Annotated in this window: 14 protein-coding genes; 7 read left to right on the plus strand and 7 right to left on the minus strand. The window is 61.4% G+C overall.

Features of this window, described 5'->3' with window-relative positions; translation table 11 throughout:
* The first annotated feature begins 2 nt into the window (after positions 1-2).
* Positions 3-860, plus strand: coding sequence for a glycosyltransferase family 2 protein (locus HXS65_RS10460; protein ID WP_136939488.1), 858 nt, complete (start codon positions 3-5; stop codon positions 858-860).
* 2 nt (positions 861-862) lie between these two features.
* Positions 863-1,996 (plus strand): glycosyltransferase family 4 protein, encoded by a 1,134-nt coding sequence (locus HXS65_RS10465; protein ID WP_176493824.1) that lies wholly within the window; start codon positions 863-865, stop codon positions 1,994-1,996.
* A 150-nt stretch (positions 1,997-2,146) separates the two neighbouring features.
* On the opposite strand, the gene HXS65_RS10470 is transcribed toward HXS65_RS10465, so the two are convergent.
* The 3 genes from HXS65_RS10470 to rfaD form a co-directional block, all read right to left on the minus strand.
* Entirely contained in the window at positions 2,147-3,052 is a 906-nt protein-coding gene (locus HXS65_RS10470) for a hypothetical protein (RefSeq protein WP_176493825.1), read from the minus strand.
* A 2-nt stretch (positions 3,053-3,054) separates the two neighbouring features.
* Entirely contained in the window at positions 3,055-4,074 is a 1,020-nt protein-coding gene (gene waaF, locus HXS65_RS10475; protein WP_176493826.1) for a lipopolysaccharide heptosyltransferase II, read from the minus strand.
* A 153-nt stretch (positions 4,075-4,227) separates the two neighbouring features.
* Positions 4,228-5,184 (minus strand): ADP-glyceromanno-heptose 6-epimerase, encoded by a 957-nt coding sequence (gene rfaD / locus HXS65_RS10480; protein ID WP_077379721.1) that lies wholly within the window; start codon positions 5,182-5,184, stop codon positions 4,228-4,230.
* A gap of 170 nt (positions 5,185-5,354) precedes the next feature.
* On the opposite strand from rfaD, the gene glyQ reads away from it, so the two are divergent.
* From glyQ to HXS65_RS10505, 5 genes are all read left to right on the plus strand, one after another.
* Positions 5,355-6,317, plus strand: coding sequence for a glycine--tRNA ligase subunit alpha (gene glyQ, locus HXS65_RS10485; protein WP_103751491.1), 963 nt, complete (start codon positions 5,355-5,357; stop codon positions 6,315-6,317).
* Positions 6,314-8,383 carry a glycine--tRNA ligase subunit beta gene (gene glyS / locus HXS65_RS10490; RefSeq protein ID WP_077379723.1) on the plus strand — a complete coding sequence of 690 codons (2,070 nt, stop codon included), beginning with the start codon at positions 6,314-6,316 and terminating at the stop codon, positions 8,381-8,383. The genes glyQ and glyS overlap by 4 nt, the downstream gene beginning before the upstream one ends.
* A 377-nt stretch (positions 8,384-8,760) precedes the next feature.
* Positions 8,761-9,390 carry a D-glycero-beta-D-manno-heptose 1,7-bisphosphate 7-phosphatase gene (gene gmhB, locus HXS65_RS10495; RefSeq protein ID WP_077379725.1) on the plus strand — a complete coding sequence of 210 codons (630 nt, stop codon included), beginning with the start codon at positions 8,761-8,763 and terminating at the stop codon, positions 9,388-9,390.
* A 138-nt stretch (positions 9,391-9,528) separates the two neighbouring features.
* Positions 9,529-10,041 carry an S-ribosylhomocysteine lyase gene (luxS, locus tag HXS65_RS10500; RefSeq protein ID WP_077379728.1) on the plus strand — a complete coding sequence of 171 codons (513 nt, stop codon included), beginning with the start codon at positions 9,529-9,531 and terminating at the stop codon, positions 10,039-10,041.
* Between the two features lie 186 nt (positions 10,042-10,227).
* Positions 10,228-11,157: an alpha/beta hydrolase gene (locus HXS65_RS10505; protein ID WP_176493827.1), complete on the plus strand. Its 930-nt coding sequence runs from the start codon at positions 10,228-10,230 to the stop codon at positions 11,155-11,157.
* A 150-nt stretch (positions 11,158-11,307) separates the two neighbouring features.
* Here the strand turns inward: HXS65_RS10505 and gyrB are convergent, their stop codons facing one another.
* The 4 genes from gyrB to dnaA form a co-directional block, all read right to left on the minus strand.
* Complete coding sequence (gene gyrB / locus HXS65_RS10510; protein ID WP_084209549.1) at positions 11,308-13,725, minus strand: DNA topoisomerase (ATP-hydrolyzing) subunit B; 2,418 nt, start codon at positions 13,723-13,725, stop codon at positions 11,308-11,310.
* Positions 13,726-13,744: 19 nt separating this feature from the next.
* Positions 13,745-14,830: a DNA replication/repair protein RecF gene (gene recF, locus HXS65_RS10515; protein WP_077379734.1), complete on the minus strand. Its 1,086-nt coding sequence runs from the start codon at positions 14,828-14,830 to the stop codon at positions 13,745-13,747.
* Positions 14,831-15,054: 224 nt separating this feature from the next.
* A complete protein-coding gene (gene dnaN, locus HXS65_RS10520; protein WP_077379736.1) occupies positions 15,055-16,158 on the minus strand; it encodes a DNA polymerase III subunit beta in 1,104 nt (367 codons plus the stop codon).
* 148 nt (positions 16,159-16,306) lie between these two features.
* A complete protein-coding gene (gene dnaA, locus HXS65_RS10525; protein ID WP_077379738.1) occupies positions 16,307-17,794 on the minus strand; it encodes a chromosomal replication initiator protein DnaA in 1,488 nt (495 codons plus the stop codon).
* Between the last annotated feature and the right edge of the window lie 816 nt (positions 17,795-18,610).

Consider the following 18,610-nt stretch of genomic DNA (forward strand, 5'->3'; position numbering starts at 1 on the left):
TCATGAATCCGAGCGACGAGGCCCCGGCCGTCACCCCGACCGCCCCTCCTTCCGATGGCAAGCTGCGCACCGCCGTGCCCATCACCGGCTGCGTCATCACTCTCAATGAAGCCCACAACATCGAGGATTGCCTGCGCTCGCTGGCCCAGGTCTGCGATGAGCTGATCGTGGTCGATTCCGGCTCCACGGATGCCACCTGCGAGCTGGCGCGCGCCATGGGCGCCGTGGTGATCGACCAGCCCTATCTGGGCGACGGGCCGCAGAAGAACGTCGGACCGAGCCATGCCAGCCACCGCTGGGTGCTGTCACTGGACGCCGATGAACGCCTGACCGACGGCGCCGTCAGCGCCATACGGGAACTGGCACTCGACAGCACGCCCCACGACGGCTTCGCGCTACGCCGTCGCAACTTCATCGGCTCGCGCTGGGTGCGACATGCCGGCTGGTACCCCGATTACTGCCTGCGCCTGTATGACCGCGAGAAGCTCGCCTTCCGCGATTCGCGCCAGCACAGCTCCGTTCAGGCCAGCCACCCCTGCGAGCTGGATGCGGACCTTGAGCATTACAGCTTCGCCAATCTGGGTGAGCTGTTCGTCAAGGCCAGTGGCCGCTTCTCGAATCGAGCCGCCAAGATCATGTATCAGAAGGGAAAACGCGCCAACGCCTTCACGCCCTTCCTGCATGCCAGCAATGCCTTCATGCGCAAGTTCGTCTTCCAGGCCGGCTTCCGCGATGGCGTCGATGGCTTCTCGGTGGCGCTGTCCGCCAGCGTCAATGCCTACCTGAAATACGCCAAGCTGCTGGAATTCCAGCGCGACGCCAAGGTGCGTGAGGCGGAAGACTTCAACAAGGTATGGTGACCATGACCTCTGCTTGTGAGCAGGCGGCGTCGCAAGCTTCGTCTCGGCCGCTGCACGTGCGCCACGTCAATCTGGCCCGCGGCTTTCGCGGCGGTGAGCGCCAGACGCTCAACCTGATCGCGGACCTGGCGCGACGCGCCAGCCCGGGAGAGAACGGCGAGCCTGGTACGCCCATCCGTCAGTCGCTGGTGTGCCTGCAAGGCTCGCCCTTGATCACCGAACTGGCGGCGCTTGAGCTTGCCGTCACGGTGGACGTGATCGAGATCCACGGGCGCTTCAAGGGCCATCTCGGTCAGCCTCGCGCCGATATCGTGCATGCTCACGAAGCCAAGGCCGTGCACTGGGCGTGGCTGCATCAGCGCCTCACCGGCACGCCTTATCTGCTGACCCGCCGGGTGCCTCAGCCGGTGAAGGACAAGTGGTTCAATCGTCTGACCTATCGCGCCGCCGCCTGCCGGGTGGCGATTTCCTCGGTGATCGAGTCACACCTGCGTGAGCGCCAGTGGGGGGAGACGGCTCTGATTCCCAGCACCCTCGCCCACCTGCCCAGCGATGAGACAGCCGTGGGCAGACTGCGGGAGCGCTTCGGCAATACGCCCGCCGGGGGTCGCTTCGTCGTCGGGCATGTCGGCGCGCTGGTGGACCGCCACAAGGGCCAGCGAGTGCTGATCGAGGCGGCCCGTCAGCTGCGCGACAGTCACCCGCAGCTGCTGTTCGTCTGCCTGGGCGCGGGAGAGGATGAAGCCGCCTTCAAGGCGGAGAGCGCCGATCTGGACAATCTTGTCTGGGAGGGCTTCCACACCAATGTCGGCGACTATCTGGAAGCCTTCGATCTGTTCGCCTTCCCGTCACGCAATGAAGGACTTGGCTCGATCCTGCTCGACGTGATGGACCACGGCGTACCGATCATCGCAAGCGAGGTGGATGGCATCCCCGATATCGTGCATGACGATGCCACCGGCGTGCTGGTGCCCACTGACGATGCACCCGCGCTGGCTGCCGCCATCGTGGCACTCGGCGATGACGCACCACGTCGGGAGCGGCTGGTCGCGGGCGCGCGGGCGCATCTGACTCGCTTCACCCCCAGCGCCATGGGCGAGGCCTATCTGGGGCTTTATCAGCGACTGGCACGCTAGACCGCTTTTCGCCTCAGACATCTATCCCAGGCACCTGTCGCCCAAGTACCTACTGTCACTCGAACAGAGAGAACGAAAAAGCCCTGTTTCATGTGAAACATCACGATGAAACAGGGCTTTTTTAGTTTTTATAAACAACAGGTTATCGGCTCAACTGCCGGAATTTGCATCCTCGAGTCCACGCAGATCCGGCCACCCCTCATCCACTCCCATCACGGGATAGGTCTTGGGGTCCAGCGGGCCGGGTTCGCTTTCGGGACGACACTCTTGCAGCGCAGCCTGCAGACGCCGCAGAGCCTCATCACCTTCGGCACCGGCGGTCACCTTGTCCCAGAACTCACGATGTACCGCCTTGATGACGACAGGCACGCGGGGCACTCCCACCTGCTGCGCCATCGCCAGGCGATGCAGGCCACGATTGATCTTGAGCAGACGGCCATCACGCGTCACCGCGACGCCCATCTCATCCTTGGTGATGCCCTGGCGGAAGCCATTGGCGGCCATGTCCTGCAGATAACCGCGATAACAGCGCAGGTAACCGAGAATCTGTTCCTCACTGTCCATCAGCAGGCCATCACGCGGCGATGCCCAGGGCTTGCCCGCCTCCAGCAAGGCCTTGAGCTGCTGATAACGCTCGGTCACCGTCAGGTCATCACCATGCTCGATCAGGTCACGCATCAGGCGCGAGCGTGAGCCGAAGCGGAAGGCGCCACGCCGCAGGTCCCAGTCGCCGTCCCAGATGAAGGCGTTGGAGGAAGGCCGCTTGCGCTTGTCACGCCCGAAGTTGACGTCGCGCACCAGTTCACGCGGATTGATCCACAGTGTCAGCGCCTCTGGTCCCATCACGTCTTCCACGGCATGTCGCGGCAAGCCACGCTGCTCAAGCCCCCGATGGCGCGAGCGATGCCGGCACCAGCGCGCCAGCCATGCCCGGCTGAACGGCAGTACCAGGTGCTGCTCACACCAGGCTCGCCAGGCCTCGATACGCTGTGCACGCGTCATGGCCCCGCGCATCCGCGGATGGATCAGATCATCCGTCGTACGATTCTTCGGCAAGCTCACCGCTCATCCTCATCCAGCGCGATCGCCGTCAGCAATCGCTCAGGCGCGATGTGATTCAGGCAGTTGGTATGCCCCAACGGACAGACGCGCTTGAAACACGGTGAGCACTCCAGCGCCAGCCAGTGAATCTCGCGATTGGCCGTCAGCGGTGGCGTGTAATGTGGTGACGAGGAGCCGTAGATGCCCTGGATACGGGCCCCTACCGCGGCCGCCACATGCATCAGGCCGGAATCATTGCTGACCACTTCCCGACACTCGGCGATCAGATCCACCGCATCCGCCAGTCGCGTCTTGCCACACAGGTTGTGGACGCCGGCCAGCCCCTGGGCAATCTCCTCACCGGCCGCCACATCCTTGGGACCGCCAAAGATACGCACCTCCGCCCCGGCCTGCGTCAGTGACTCGGCAAGCTCGCGAAAGTGCGCCAGTGGCCACTGCTTGGCCGGCCCGTATTCCGCGCCCGGCATCATGCCGATGATGGGGGCCGGTGGCGCACTCAGGCCCAGCTCCTCGCGCAGACGCCGCTGATTGGCGCTGTCGGTGACGAGACAGGGTTCGGGGATGCGCTGCGGCGGGTTGGACTCGTCCAGCGGCAGGCCCAGTGAGGTGAAGCGCTTGACGGTCTGATCGAGGATCGACTTGTCGAGCTTGCGGCACTCGGTGAGCAGGCCGTGGCGCTGCTCACCGGTGAAGCCGACCCGCACTGGAATACGCGCGAAGAATGGCACCAGCGCCGACTTCCAGGAGCGCGGCAGCACGATGGCGCGATCGAAACGCCCGCGCAGCGAGCGCCCCAGTCGCCAGCGCGCCTTGAGGGCGAAGTCGCCATGCCCCGCCGGCAGTGCCAGCGCTTCCTCGACCTCAGGCATGCGCTCGATGATCGGTTGCGACCAGGCGGGCGCCAGCACACTGATCCGGCAGCCGGGCGAGCGCTGCTTCAACGTCATGAACAGGCTCTGCGCCATCACCATGTCGCCGACCCAGCTGGGCCCGACCACCAGAATGCGCTCACTCATGCCTTGCTCCTCTTCACGGCCAACCCTCTTTGCGGATGCGCTTGCCCTGCCCCATCGCACTTGCGATGCAGGCGCCCATGCTCATTCCACACGCGCTTACCCTCAGTCCACACGTGCTCAGTCCACACGTGCTCAGTCCACACGTGCTCAGACTCAGCGATTCAGCCATTCGAGATAGGCGCGGGTGCCCTGGGCAACGGTCTTGAACTCGACGTTGCAGCCGGCCTTGCGCAGCTTGCCGATGTCGGCACGCGTGAAGCTCTGGTAGCGGCCCTTGAGGTTTTCCGGGAAGTCGATGTACTCGATCTCGCCCTTCTCGTAGTACTCGATGACGGTCTCGGCGATCGCCTTGAACGGCTCGGCACGGCCGGTGCCCAGGTTGAAGATGCCGGAGGCTTCCGGGTGGTCGAGGAACCACAGATTGACGTCGACCACATCACCGACGTAGACGAAGTCACGGCTCTGCATGCCGGCTTCATAGCCATCGTAGGCGCCGAACAGTTTCGGGTTCTCGCCCGCCTTCACCTGGGTGTGATGGTGGTAGGCGACGCTGGCCATCTTGCCCTTGTGCTGCTCACGCGGGCCATAGACATTGAAATAGCGGAAGCCGACCACCTGGGTGGTCAGGCTGTCCCAACGCTGGCGCACGTGCTGGTCAAACAGCAGCTTGGAGTAGCCGTAGACATTGAGCGGCCCTTCGAACTCCGGTGTTTCCTTGAAGACCTGGCTGTCGCCGTAGGTCGCCGCGGAGCTCGCGTAGAGGAAGGGAATCTGATTCGCCTCACAGAAGTTGAGCAGCACCTTGGAGTATTCGAAGTTGTTCTCGAGCATGAACTGGCCGTCCCACTCGGTGGTATCGGAGCAGGCGCCCTCGTGGAAGATCGCCTCGATCTTCGGCAGCTCGGCATACTCACCCATCAGGCTCGACTGGACGCGAATCAGGAAATCGTCCTTGTCGAGATAGTCGGCAATGGTCAGATCCGCCAGATTGACGAACTTGGTGCCGTCACTCAGGTCATCCACCACCAGGATATCGGTACGGCCGCGATCATTGAGTGCCTTGACGATATTGGCACCGATGAAGCCGGCGCCTCCGGTAACGACGATCATTTGAGCTCCCAGAGCCTCTCAGAGGCTTGTAGGCAATACGCGCGTGCAGGGACGCGACGCATCAGAATTTGGAAATGGCACGCACTCGGTTACGTCTGCGGCCTATAACCCGATAAGCGGGGATTGTATACTTGGCAGTTCTCGAATTCATGGGCCAACGGGCTTCACCAATGACACAGCCAGACGTGAAAACCTTCCAGGGCCTGATTCTGGCCCTGCAGCAATACTGGGCCGAACAGGGTTGCATCATCCTGCAGCCATTGGATATGGAGGTTGGCGCGGGGACTTTCCACCCGGCGACCTTCCTGCGCTCCATCGGTCCTGAAACCTGGAACGCTGCCTATGTGCAGCCTTCCCGCCGTCCCACCGACGGCCGCTACGGCGAAAATCCCAATCGCCTGCAGCACTACTACCAGTTCCAGGTGGTGATGAAGCCGTCACCGGCCAACCTGCAGGAGCTCTATCTGGGCTCGCTGGAGCGTCTGGGCATTGACCCGCTGGTCCACGACATCCGCTTCGTCGAGGACAACTGGGAATCCCCGACGCTGGGCGCCTGGGGACTTGGCTGGGAAATGTGGCTCAACGGCATGGAAGTGACCCAGTTCACCTACTTCCAGCAGGCAGGCGGCATCGAGTGCTTCCCGGTCACCGGCGAGCTGACCTACGGTCTCGAGCGCATCGCGATGTACCTGCAGGACGTGGACAGCGTCTACGACCTGATCTGGACCACCGCACCGGACGGCTCCGTGGTCACCTACGGCGATGTCTTCCTGCAGAACGAGAAGGAGCAGTCCGCCTACAACTTCGAGCACGCTGCCGTGCCGGAGCTGTTCGCTGCCTTCGATCACTGCGAGAGCGAATGTCAGAAGCTGCTGGCGGCCAACCTGCCGCTGCCGGCCTATGAGCAGGTGCTGAAGGCCTCCCACACCTTCAACCTGCTGGATGCGCGTCACGCCATCTCCGTCACCGAGCGTCAGCGTTACATCCTGCGCGTGCGCACCCTCGCCCGCGACGTGGCCCACGCCTATTACGACTCGCGCAAGGCCGCTGGCTTCCCGCTGGCACCACAGGCACTGCGTGACGAGCTGCTCGCCGCCGATGACACCACTACCGAGGGAGACGCGTCAGCATGACCTCCGTGAATACCCTGCTGATCGAACTGGGCTGCGAAGAACTGCCGCCGGGTGCCATCGATGCACTCGCCGACGGCCTGGCCAATGGCCTGGCCGATGGCCTGCGTGAGGCCGAAGTCGCCTTCGGTCAGGTCCGCGCCTACGCCACACCACGTCGCCTGGCGGTGATGATCGAGTCGCTGGCCGAGCGTCAACCGGACCGCGAGATCGAGAAGCGTGGCCCGGCCAAGGCTGCGGCCTTCAAGGATGGTGAGCCGACCCGCGCCGTGCAGGGCTTCGCTCGCTCCTGCGGTGTCGAGGTCAGTGATCTGATCGAGCTGGAAACCGACAAGGGCACCTGGCTCGGCTATCGTCATACCCAGCCGGGCGAGCATCTTTCCGCCCTGCTGCCGGCCATGCTGGAACAGGTCGTCGCCCGCCTGCCGGTGCCGAAGAACATGCGCTGGGGTGCCTCACGCATCGAATTCTCTCGTCCGGTGCATTGGCTGGTCGCGCTGTACGGCAGCGAAGTGATCGAGGCCAGCGTGCTGGGCCTCGAGGCAGGCCGCACCACCTTCGGTCATCGCTTCCATGCCCCGCAGGCCATCACGCTGGCGCACGCCGAGGACTACCTCGACGCGCTGGAAGATGCCCGCGTGCTGGCCAACCGTGAAGTACGCCGTGAGCGCATCCGCGAACAGGTCCAGGCCGAGGCGGAAGTCTATGGCGCCAATGCCGTCATCGAGGAAGCCCTCCTCAACGAGGTCAACGGTCTCGTGGAATGGCCGGTCGCACTGACGGGCACCTTCGATGAGCGCTTCCTGGAAGTGCCGGCGGAGTGTCTGATCTCCTCCATGAAGGCCAACCAGAAGTACTTCCACCTGCTGGACAACGACGGCAAGCTCAAGCCGGCCTTCATCACCATCTCCAATATCGAGAGCAAGGACCCGCAACAGGTCATCTCCGGTAACGAGAAGGTGATTCGTCCGCGTCTGGGCGATGCCGCCTTCTTCTACGAGACCGACCTGCGCAGCACGCTGGAATCGCGTCGCGAGAAGCTCGAGAGCGTCGTCTTCCAGCAGAAGCTGGGCAGCATGGCCGACAAGGCCCGTCGCAGCGAAGCCGTGGCCCGCCACATCGCGGAACGCATCGGTGCCGATGTCGAGCACGCCGCACGCGCCGCACAGCTGGCCAAGACCGACCTGGTCACCGAGATGGTGCTGGAGTTCCCGGAACTGCAGGGCATCATGGGCCACTACTACGCCCGTCACGATGGCGAAGATGCCACCGTCGCGCGTGCGCTGGAAGAACAGTATCTGCCGCGCTTCGCCGGCGATGCGATTCCCGCGACCAAGGCCGGCATGGCGATCGCCCTGGCCGACCGTCTCGACACCCTGACCGGCATCTTCGGCATCGGTCAGCGTCCGACCGGCGCCAAGGACCCGTTCGCGCTGCGTCGTGCCACCATCGGGGTACTCAACATCCTGATCAAGGGCGAACTGGACCTCGACCTGCGCGAGCTGCTGACCGTCAGCGCCGAGCAGCATCGTGACCTGCCCAAGGCTGAAGGACTGGTCGAGGACGTGCTCGAGTACATGCTCGATCGCTTCCGCGCCTGGGCCAATGACGAGGGCATGGGTGCCGAACTGTACCTGGCCGTGCGTACCCTGAAGATCAGCAACCCGCTGGACTTCGCGCGTCGTCTGCGTGCCGTGCACGCCTTCGGCGAACGCCCGGAAGCCGCCGCTCTGGCAGCCGCCAACAAGCGCGTCTCCAACATCCTCGCCAAGGCCGAGCACGATGGCCGCACCGAGGTGGACACGAGCCTGTTGAGTGAGCCGGCCGAGCAGGCACTGGCAGAGGCCCTCAAGGCACGTGGCGCGGAAGTGGCACCGCTGTTCGCGGCGGCACGCTACCAGGAAGCCCTCGATACGCTGGCCAGCCTGCGCGAGCCGGTCGATGCCTTCTTCGATCAGGTCATGGTCAACGCCGACGATGCCGCCGTGCGCGCCAATCGCCTGGCGATGCTGGCCAGTCTGCAAGGCCTGTTCATGGGTGTGGCCGACATCAGCCTGCTGACCCAATAAGGACTGCCGGCCCACGGTGTCCCCGACATCGGTAAACGGCAGTCTCTGCAAAAGAACCCCGCCACGGCGGGGTTCTTTTGCATCCAGCCTCCTCGAAATGACGTATTGCGTGACAGGATTACACGCAATGTGGCCGCGATGTCACAAATTCTGCCTTGATCCCCTACCTAGGTCGCACTAGAATCCAGTATAGAAACAGTGTTCGAAAAGCGTGACAGCCTGTCGCACCCACGCTCTTCGGTCACTCGGCGCCATTTGCCCAATCCCCGTGCGAGCGTCATCTTGTGACTTGGCTCACAATTTCCCAGGCAAAGCGGCGACCCCCTGACAAGCAGCCCGGCTGACGCCCCTGACTGCCCTGAGGTGAAGAGTTGACCATGCAAAAACTGATCGTGCTCGACCGTGATGGTGTCATCAATGAAGACTCCGATGCCTTCGTCAAGAATGCCGAGGAGTGGATCGAATACCCCACCTCCATTCAGGCCATCGCTCGCCTGACGCGAGCGGGCTATACCGTGGCCGTCGCGACCAATCAGTCCGGCATCGCTCGCGGCCACTTCGGTCACCGGGAACTCGACCAGATGCACGCCAAGATGATGCAGCTGGTGAAGGAAGCCGGTGGCGATATCGCCCACATCGCCTACTGCCCGCATGGCCCGGATGATGGCTGCGATTGCCGCAAGCCGGAACCCGGCCTGCTGCACCAGATTCAGGACGCTCTGCAGATTCCGGACTTCGAAGGCGCCTGGATGCTGGGCGACAGTCTGCGCGATCTGGTCGCTGGCCAGAAGGCCGGCTGTCGCGCCGCGCTGGTGATGACCGGCAAGGGCCAGAAGACACTGGCCGATGGCGAGGGCCTCAAGGACGTGCTGGTGGTCGCCAACCTGGCCGACTTCACCAACCGCCTGCTGGATGGCGAGCTCAACCATGCCATGTCGGATGGTGAGCCGGGAAAGTCCCAGCGCCGCTGCGTGAGCTGTGAAGCCGCTGCCGAGAGCTATCTGTGAGACACACATGCCGCGCGCACTCCCTGCGCCGGCATGTGCTTGCCCCTCTATTCAATAGCGGCGATATGCTACCCTTCAGACATGAATCCGGGCAGGCAACGGCCTGCCCATCTCACTCCCTCATGCTGGAGGCCTCGTATGCCACTGCTGGATAGCTTCACAGTCGACCACACCATCATGAAAGCCCCTGCCGTGCGCGTGGCCAAGAAGATGGGAACCCCCAAGGGCGACAACATCACTGTCTTTGATCTACGTTTCTGCGTACCGAATGAAGAGATTCTCTCCGAGAAGGGCATTCACACGCTGGAACATCTGTTCGCCGGCTTCATGCGCGAGCACCTCAATGGTGATGGCGTCGAGATCATCGACATCTCGCCGATGGGTTGCCGTACCGGCTTCTACATGAGCCTGATCGGCGAGCCGGACGAAGCCCGGGTTGCCGCTGCCTGGTCTGCCGCCATGCAGGACGTGTTGAACGTCGCACGCCAGGAAGAGATTCCGGAGCTCAACGTCTATCAGTGCGGTACTGCACAGATGCATTCTCTGGAAGAAGCCAAGCAGATCGCCAGCAACATCCTGTCACGCGATATCGGCATCAATCGCAATGATGAGCTGAAGCTGGACGAAGGCTTCCTCAATCAGGCGCATTGAGTCTTGAGACACCAAGTCTTGAAACACCAAGCCTTGAAACACCAAGCCTTGAAACACCAAGCCTTGAGGCACCGGACTTGATCAGCCTGTCGAGTGCGCCGGGTCCTTGAACGAAAAAGCCCGCTATCTGACCTGATCAGATAGCGGGCTTTTTTCATGCCGCAACATCCCGAGCGAGTGACGCGAATGCCCGATTCCAACAGCCATGCCTTTGATTTCACGACTTTCCTGGCAGACAAGGAAGCGTGGTCAGCACCGAATGAACTCGTCCCCTCCCGCTGTCGCGATGGCAGCAGCCTGGGCTGTCGTCACTACCACCCGACGCGCATTCCAGCGATCACGACACACCTCATCCTGCTGCATGGTTCCAGTGCTGACAGTCGCTACCTCGCCTCACTGGCAACGCATCTGGCCACTGAGGGGTATCACGTCCACACGCCTGACTTGCGTGGCCATGGCCCGACGCCTGCCCGGCGCGGCGATATCGATCACCCGCTGCAGCTCGAGGAGGATCTTGAAGATCTGATCCGCTCACTGGACCTCCCCGCTGACGCCAGCTTGTGGATCGCCGGGCACTCTGCGGGAGGCGGCCTGGCACTGCGGTTCGCGGCATCCGCTCTGGAAAACGGGCTTGCCGGCATCCCGCTGGCTGGCGTCATTCTGCTGGCTCCCTATCTGGATCACCTCGCTCCCAACATGCGTCGCGATTCCCGCTGGGCACAACCGCGGATAGCACGCATGCTGACATGCATGCTCTTGAACAGGCTGTCCATCCATCGCCTGGATCATCTCGAGGTACTCACCTTCAACATTCCCGCTGAATATCGCGATGCCAACACCACGAGCGCTTACTCCTGGCGCTTGATGACAGGCCTCAATCCTCGCCATTACCAACGAGATCTCGAGACTCTGTCACGGCATCACGTGCCCTTGCTGGCATTGATCGGTGATCAGGATGAGGCGTTTCACGCCGACCGACTCGAGGAATGCCTGCAGCCGCAACATCCCGCCGCGCACGTCACGATACTCGAGGACGTGGATCATCTGGGGCTGGCGACGGCAACCGTCACGGCAGAGCGTATCGCTGAATGGCTGACAAGCGATCCGGCAGCCTGAGACGGCCCCGTGCCTCATTCTGTCATCCCCCTCTTCCCTTTCTCATTTCTCCTTTGTGCCGCCTTCTGCACGCTCCAGCTCTGGCAGCAAGGCACAAAAAAGCCCTGATCAAGGATCAGGGCTTTTTTTCAGCTGGCGACGATCACGACATCAGACGTCGAGATTGGCCACCAGGGCGAAGCGCTCGATAAAGTCACGACGCGGCTCGACCTCATCTCCCATCAGGGTGTTGAACATCTGATCGGCACCGATCGCGTCTTCGACCGTCACACGCAGCATGCGGCGTGATTCCGGATCCATGGTGGTTTCCCACAGCTGGTCCGGATTCATTTCTCCCAGCCCCTTGTAGCGCTGGATGCTGAAGCCACGCGCCGCTTCCTTCATCAGCCAGTCAAGTGCCTCGTAGAAGGTGACGACCTCCTTCTTGCGCTCACCGCGTGAGACATAGCTGCCCGCCTCCAGCAAGCCTTCCAGCATGGAGCCCAGCTCGCTGATCTCACGGTAGTCCGCGGACTTGAAGAAATCGACGTCCCACAGATAGTCACTGCTGACACCGTGCGCCGTCAGTGTGACTGCCGGCAGATAGAGGTTACGCTCACTGTCATGGCTGAGGCTGAAGCTGTAGTGCGGGCCGCCCTCATAGGCGATCAGGTCATCCATTTCCTTCTGGAGACCATCGATCCAGCCCTGCACCATGGCTTCATCCTTCAGTGCCGACTCATCCAGATGCGGGGCGTGCACGATCTTGCGCAGCACAGCAGACGGATAGACGCGCGCCAGACGATCGATACGCTTCATCACGCCGCGATACTGATTGACCAGTGCTTCGAGCTGAGCGCCAGCGATACCCGGCGCATCGGCATTGACGTGCAGCTTGCCGCCGTCCAGCGCCGTGGCTGTCAGGTAATCCTGAAGCGCCTGCTCATCCTTCAGATACTGCTCGTGCTTGCCACGCTTGATCTTGTAGAGCGGTGGCTGCGCGATGAAGATATGACCACGCTCGATCAGCTCCGGCATCTGACGGAAGAAGAAGGTCAACAGCAGCGTACGAATGTGCGAACCATCGACGTCAGCATCCGTCATGATGATCACGGAGTGGTAACGCAGCTTGTCAGGATTGAACTCCTCCCGACCAATACCGCAGCCCAGCGCCGTGATCAGCGTGCCGACTTCTGCAGATGACAGCATCTTGTCGAAGCGCGCCTTCTCGACGTTGAGAATCTTGCCCTTCAGCGGCAGGATCGCCTGGGTACGACGATCACGACCCTGCTTGGCGGAACCGCCGGCAGAATCACCCTCGACCAGATACAGTTCGGAAAGACTCGGGTCCTTCTCCTGGCAATCAGCCAGCTTGCCCGGCAGCCCCGCGATATCCAGTGCGCCCTTGCGACGCGTCATGTCACGCGCCTTGCGGGCCGCTTCACGCGCACGTGCCGCATCCAGCATCTTGTTGACGATGGCCTTGGCTTCGTTGGGCTTCTCGATCAGGTACTCGGAGAACAGACGGCCCATTTCCTGCTCGACCGCTGTCTTGACCTCGGAGGACACCAGCTTGTCCTTGGTCTGCGAGGAGAACTTCGGATCCGGCACCTTGACCGAGATGATCGCGGTCAGGCCTTCACGGGCATCATCCCCGGTGGTGCCGACCTTGGACTTCTTGAGCAGCCCTTCCGCCTCGATGTAGCTGTTGAGGGTACGGGTCAAGGCTGCACGGAAGCCCGCCAGGTGAGTTCCGCCATCCCGCTGAGGGATATTGTTGGTGTAGCAGAAGATGTTCTCGGAGAAAGCATCATTCCACTGCATCGCCACCTCGACACCGATACCGTCCTCGCGCTCCATTTCAAAATGGAACACCGGATTCAAGGCTGCCTTGTTGGTGTTGAGATGATCCACGAACGCCTTGAGACCGCCCTCATAGTGGAAGAGCTCTTCCTTGCCGCTACGCTCGTCGATCAGACGAATCGCCACACCTGAATTCAGGAAGGAGAGTTCCCGCAGACGCTTGGCCAGAATCTCGTAGTGAAACGCGATGTTGCCGAACGTCAGCGGTGAGGGCTTGAAGCGCACCAGGGTGCCGGACTTCTCGGTGTTGCCGACCACTGCCAACGGGGCCTCTGGCACGCCGTGACGATAGATCTGCTCATGGACCTTGCCCTGACGCCAGATGGTCAGCTTCAGCTCTTCGGACAGCGCGTTGACGACGGATACGCCAACGCCATGCAGGCCGCCGGAGACCTTGTAGGAATTGTCATCGAACTTACCACCAGCATGCAGCACCGTCATGATGACCTCAGCTGCGCTGACGCCCTCTTCCTCATGAATCTCGGTCGGCACGCCACGGCCGTTGTCGCTGACGGAGACCGACTCATCGGCGTGGATGACCACGCGGACTTCGCTACAGTGCCCTGCCAGCGCCTCGTCGATGGAATTATCCACCAGCTCGAACACCATGTGATGCAGCCCCGTGCCATCATCGGTATCGCCGATGTACATCCCGGGGCGCTTGCGTACGGCATCCAGGCCCTTGAGGACCTTGATGCTCGATGAGTCGTAAGCCTGTTCGCTCATTGGCTTCTCCGTCGTGAAGTCATTCCGTGTGCAGTCGCCCGTGTTCCACGTGAAACATCCTGACATCCGTGCCCGGCAGCCAGACCCGATCCAATGCTTCGGGTTCGACACAGGTCACGAAGACCTGACACTCGAGGCTGGCCAGCAACTGGCAGAAGAGTCGGCGATGTTCGCCATCCAGTTCTGCCGGCAGGTCGTCGATCAGATAAACACAGGTACGTCCGTTCATTTCCTCAAGCAACCGCCCCTGGGCCAGCTTGAGTGCGCTGACGACCAATTTCTGCTGGCCACGGGACAGCACCTCTACCGCAGGGCGGCGCCCGAGACGAATGCGTAGATCAGCGCGCTGCGGTCCGGTCTGGGTAAACCCCATGTGGCTATCGCTGTCACGCCCTGCTGCCAGCACCTCTCCTAGAGAGCGCTTCGCATCCCAGCCACGTTGATAACGCAGACTGAGATCCGGCAGCTCGATCAGCTCAGCGAGAGTTGCCTGAAACAGGGGGGCCAACGCTTGCATATATTCCATGCGCAGGGCATCGAGACGCTCACTCCAATGAGCAAACTCACGATCCCAGACGTTCAATGCCTGAACGTCCATCTTACCATGTCTGAGTAACGCGTTCCGATGTTTGAGCGCACGGCGAACCCGCTGCCAGACATCGAAGAAATCATGTTTCACGTGAAACACGCCCCAATCGAGAAACTCGCGGCGTGCCGATGGAGAGCCTTCCAGCAGCCGGAATGCATCCGGATTGATCAGCTGCAAGGGAAGCGCCTGCGCCAGCTGCGCCACACGCTCGACCTTCTCTCCATCCAGTCGCATCTCGAGGCCATCTGCAGCCTGCTCACGGCGCACTCCCAGCGGGCGAGGGGGATCCCCTGCCAACCGACCGAACAGCGTCATGCCGGGCGTATCGTGAGCGATGGCATGCTTCAGCTTGTGAGTGCGGAAGGAACGTGCCAGTCCCAGCACATGCACACCTTCCAGCAGGCTCGATTTCCCGCTGCCGTTGGCGCCGCTCACCAGGTTGACCCTCGGACCCGGCGCGATATCGACAGGCGCAAGGTTACGCAGGTTCTGGAATTGCAGACGTTCAAGCGCCATGGCGACCTCAGTCAGGACAAATGAAGAAAACGAAGACGATATGCACGTTCAGCCTGTGATCGACACGATGCTTGCCGTGCCATCATCTCTTGGCCCTGAATGTGACGACACCCGCCACCTCACGGGAGAGGATGGCGGGTGTCGTCAGTCATGTGTTGAAGAAATTCGCGTACACCTTGCGATAATTACGAATCAAGCACATGATTTCAAACGATTTTACATTATTACAGACGCATCGGCATGACTACGTAACGTGCATCACCGCCGCCCGGCTCTTCCAGCAGTGCAGAGCTGTTGGCATCGGAAAGCGTCAACTGGACACGATCCGAATCCAGCACGCCCAGAACGTCGATCAGGTAGCCGACATTGAAGCCGATCTCCAGACCACCGCCTTGATAATCCAGTGCGATGTTCTCTTCGGCTTCTTCCTGCTCCGGGTTGTTGGCCAGCACGCGCAGATTGCCGGCCTCCAGGTACAGGCGGACACCACGATACTTCTCGTTGGAAAGAATCGCGGTACGTGACAGTACCTGCCGCAGCTCGGCACGCTCCGCCACGATGACCTTGTCACCGCCACGCGGCACGACACGCTCGTAATCCGGGAACTTGCCGTCCACCAGCTTGGAAGTGAAGGTGAAGTCGCCGGTCTGCGCCCGGACGTGAGTCCCGCTGACGGTGAGCGTCAGCGGCTCATTGCTGCCGTCCAGCAGACGCGTCAGTTCCAGAATGCCCTTGCGGGGAATGATCAGCTTCTGGGACTCGGCAACACTGATGTCAGCGGCCTGCTCACATACCGCCAGGCGGTGTCCATCAGTGGCCACGGTGCGCACCAGATTGCTGGTCAGTTCCAGCAGCATGCCGTTGAGATAATAACGGACATCCTGCTGCGCCATGGCAAAGGAAGTGGCATCGATCAGATGCTTGAGCGTGCCGCGCGGCAGGCTGATGGTGATATCACCCTGACCATCATCGATGTTGGGGAATTCCGCGACCGGCAGCGTCGAGAGCGTGAAGCGCGAACGACCACTGCGCAGGATGGCACGGCCTTCCTCGAGCGCCAGGATGATCTCGCTGCCTTCCGGCAGCGACTTGCAGATATCCATCAACTTGCGCGCTGGTACCGTCGCGGAACCCGGCTCATCGACACGGCTGGGCTCGACACGCCCGATCAGCTCGACCTCCAGGTCGGTTCCCGTCAATGACAATTGCTGATCAGACACTTCCAGCAACACGTTGGACAGCACCGGCAGGGTTTGACGACGCTCGACCACACCCGCCACCAGGGACAGCGGGCGCAGCAGGGCTTCACGCGAAATGGCAAATTTCATGGAGACTCCACTCTCTGGAAACGGGAGAAGTGCTTGCCGGTGACCAGCACACACTCATCAAATATTCCGGGCCGTCGCACGACAGGGCCCGGTGCACTAAGCGCCGGACAGGTTGACCTCACCCTCTCGGCGCTGCGTGGCAACTGAATCAGCTGGTCAGAAGACGCAGCAGATTCTTGTAGTCTTCGCGAATGTCGGCGTTCTCTTCGCGCAGTGAGGCCACCTTGCGGCAGGCATGCAGCACCGTCGTGTGGTCGCGTCCACCGAAGGCATCGCCGATTTCCGGCAAGCTGTGATTGGTCAGCTCCTTGGCAAGTGCCATGGCGACCTGACGCGGACGTGCCACCGAGCGCGAGCGACGCTTGGAATGCAGATCGGAAATCTTGATCTTGTAATACTCGGCCACGGTGCGCTGGATATTGTCCACACCCACCTGCTTGTCCTGCAATGCCAGCAGATCCTTCAGGGATTCACGGATGAAGTCCTGGTTGATCGCACGCCCCATGAAATGGGAGTCCGCGATGACCTTTTTCAGGGCACCCTCGAGCTCACGCACGTTGGAACGGATCTTCTGGGCAATGAAGAAGGCGGCATCATGAGGCAGGTCGACCTTCGCCTGGTCCGCCTTCTTCATCAGGATCGCGACACGAGTCTCAAGCTCCGGCGGCTCGATGGCCACTGTCAGCCCCCAACCGAAGCGGGACTTCAGGCGCTCTTCGACACCATTGATCTCCTTCGGGTAGCGATCCGAGGTCAGGATCATCTGCTGCCCCCCTTCCAGCAAGGCATTGAAGGTATGGAAGAACTCTTCCTGAGAACGCTCCTTGCCGGCAAAGAACTGGATGTCATCGATCAGCAGCGCATCCACCGAGCGGTAGAAACGCTTGAAGTCATTGATGGCATTGAGCTGCAGCGCCTTGACCATGTCAGCCACGAAGCGCTCGGAGTGCAGATAGACCACCTTGGCATTCTCGCCACCCTGCTTGGCCAGATGGTTGCCCACCGCATGCATCAGGTGGGTCTTGCCCAGACCGACGCCACCATAGAGGAACAGCGGGTTGTAGGCGCCACCCGGGTTCTCGGAGACCTGACGGGAGGCGGCACGTGCCAGCTGGTTGGACTTGCCTTCGACGAAGGTTTCGAAGGTGAAATTCGGATTCAAGCCACTGGAATGCTTGAGGCTGCCTTCTACCTGCACCTGCCGCGCATTGCGACGCGGTGCCGCCTCCTGCGCACCGTCACCCGCCATCTCACGCTCTTCTGCGTAATTGCCACGCGGGGGCGTATGCACTGACGGCGCACGCGGGCTCGGCATCTGGCCGGGCGCAGGGGCCTGAGCGGACACCGATGAAGTCGATGCCCCCTCTGGCCGCGGATTGGAGACCGTGCGGCGGCTTCCCACGCTGAGCTCGACCTTGGGCGGCTTGCCCGGAGCAAGCTCACGCAGAAGCTCATGAATCCGCTTGAGGTACTTGTCATTGACCCAGTCGCGTACGAAGCGATTGGGGGCGAGCAGGCACAGCTCTCCGCCGTCACCTTCCTCAGCCTGCAAGGGACGAACCCAGGTGTTGAACTGCTGTGAATTCAGCTCGTCTTGCAGGGCGTCAAGACATTGTTGCCAAAGTGCGAGCGACACGCGACCTCACATCCAGTGATCAAAGGGGCGGCCATTGTATAGGCCAAGCCACGAGTTATCCACACGACATCGGCAGGGAAATCCACTGTGGACAACCTGGGTATCAAGATTCTTCTGCCATCTGGACATTCTGGGGAGTGATGGAGGCCATCTGGACCGCTGGGGATAAGGCGATACTTATGCACAGTGTCATGCACAGGCTGAACTCAGGTTCTTCACCCTTTATCATCAGGGATATCCTGAGGGCAGTAGATTGAACTTCTTCGACAAAAACAGGTTATCCACAGAATCTTCCCTCCTTTATAGTTACTGTATATTCAGAACTCCCTTTCTGTAGCAATGATAGCGAGGGCCTTGCTCGGGAATGCGCTTTCCCTCTCGAGGAGGTGGCGACGCACGCACAGGCAAGGTTATCCACCGGTGCTTTCCTGCCGCGAATCTGTCATTCGCTGGTCGGGCAAGACAGCCCGGGAGGCAGGGGCTATCCCCCGAAAGAGCGGGACCCGATGCACGAGTCGCCGCCCCCCCCCTTCGCAAGTCTTCCCCTCGGTCAGCATGAGGCGCAGTTTCTCCTCTCCTTTCTCGACAAGGATTTTTTTGGCCCTGCACACGTGCTCCGTGGCTGGCTCGATAGCCGTGAGAAACGCCAGCTGACGGGCGGCGTGGCACGAATCAGCAGTGAAATGTCGGGAAACGGCTGTGGACAACTTCTCACGCGACATTGCAAGCGACTTGCAGATTCACTAGAATCCCTGCCCCTGACCAATCTGCCCTGTCCTCATGTGGATACAGGGCAACATTCGTTGACCTTTTCCA

Origin of the sequence: Cobetia sp. 5-25-4-2, assembly GCF_013374075.1 — a bacterium.
In the GTDB taxonomy this organism is placed as follows: Bacteria; Pseudomonadota; Gammaproteobacteria; order Pseudomonadales; family Halomonadaceae; genus Cobetia; species Cobetia marina.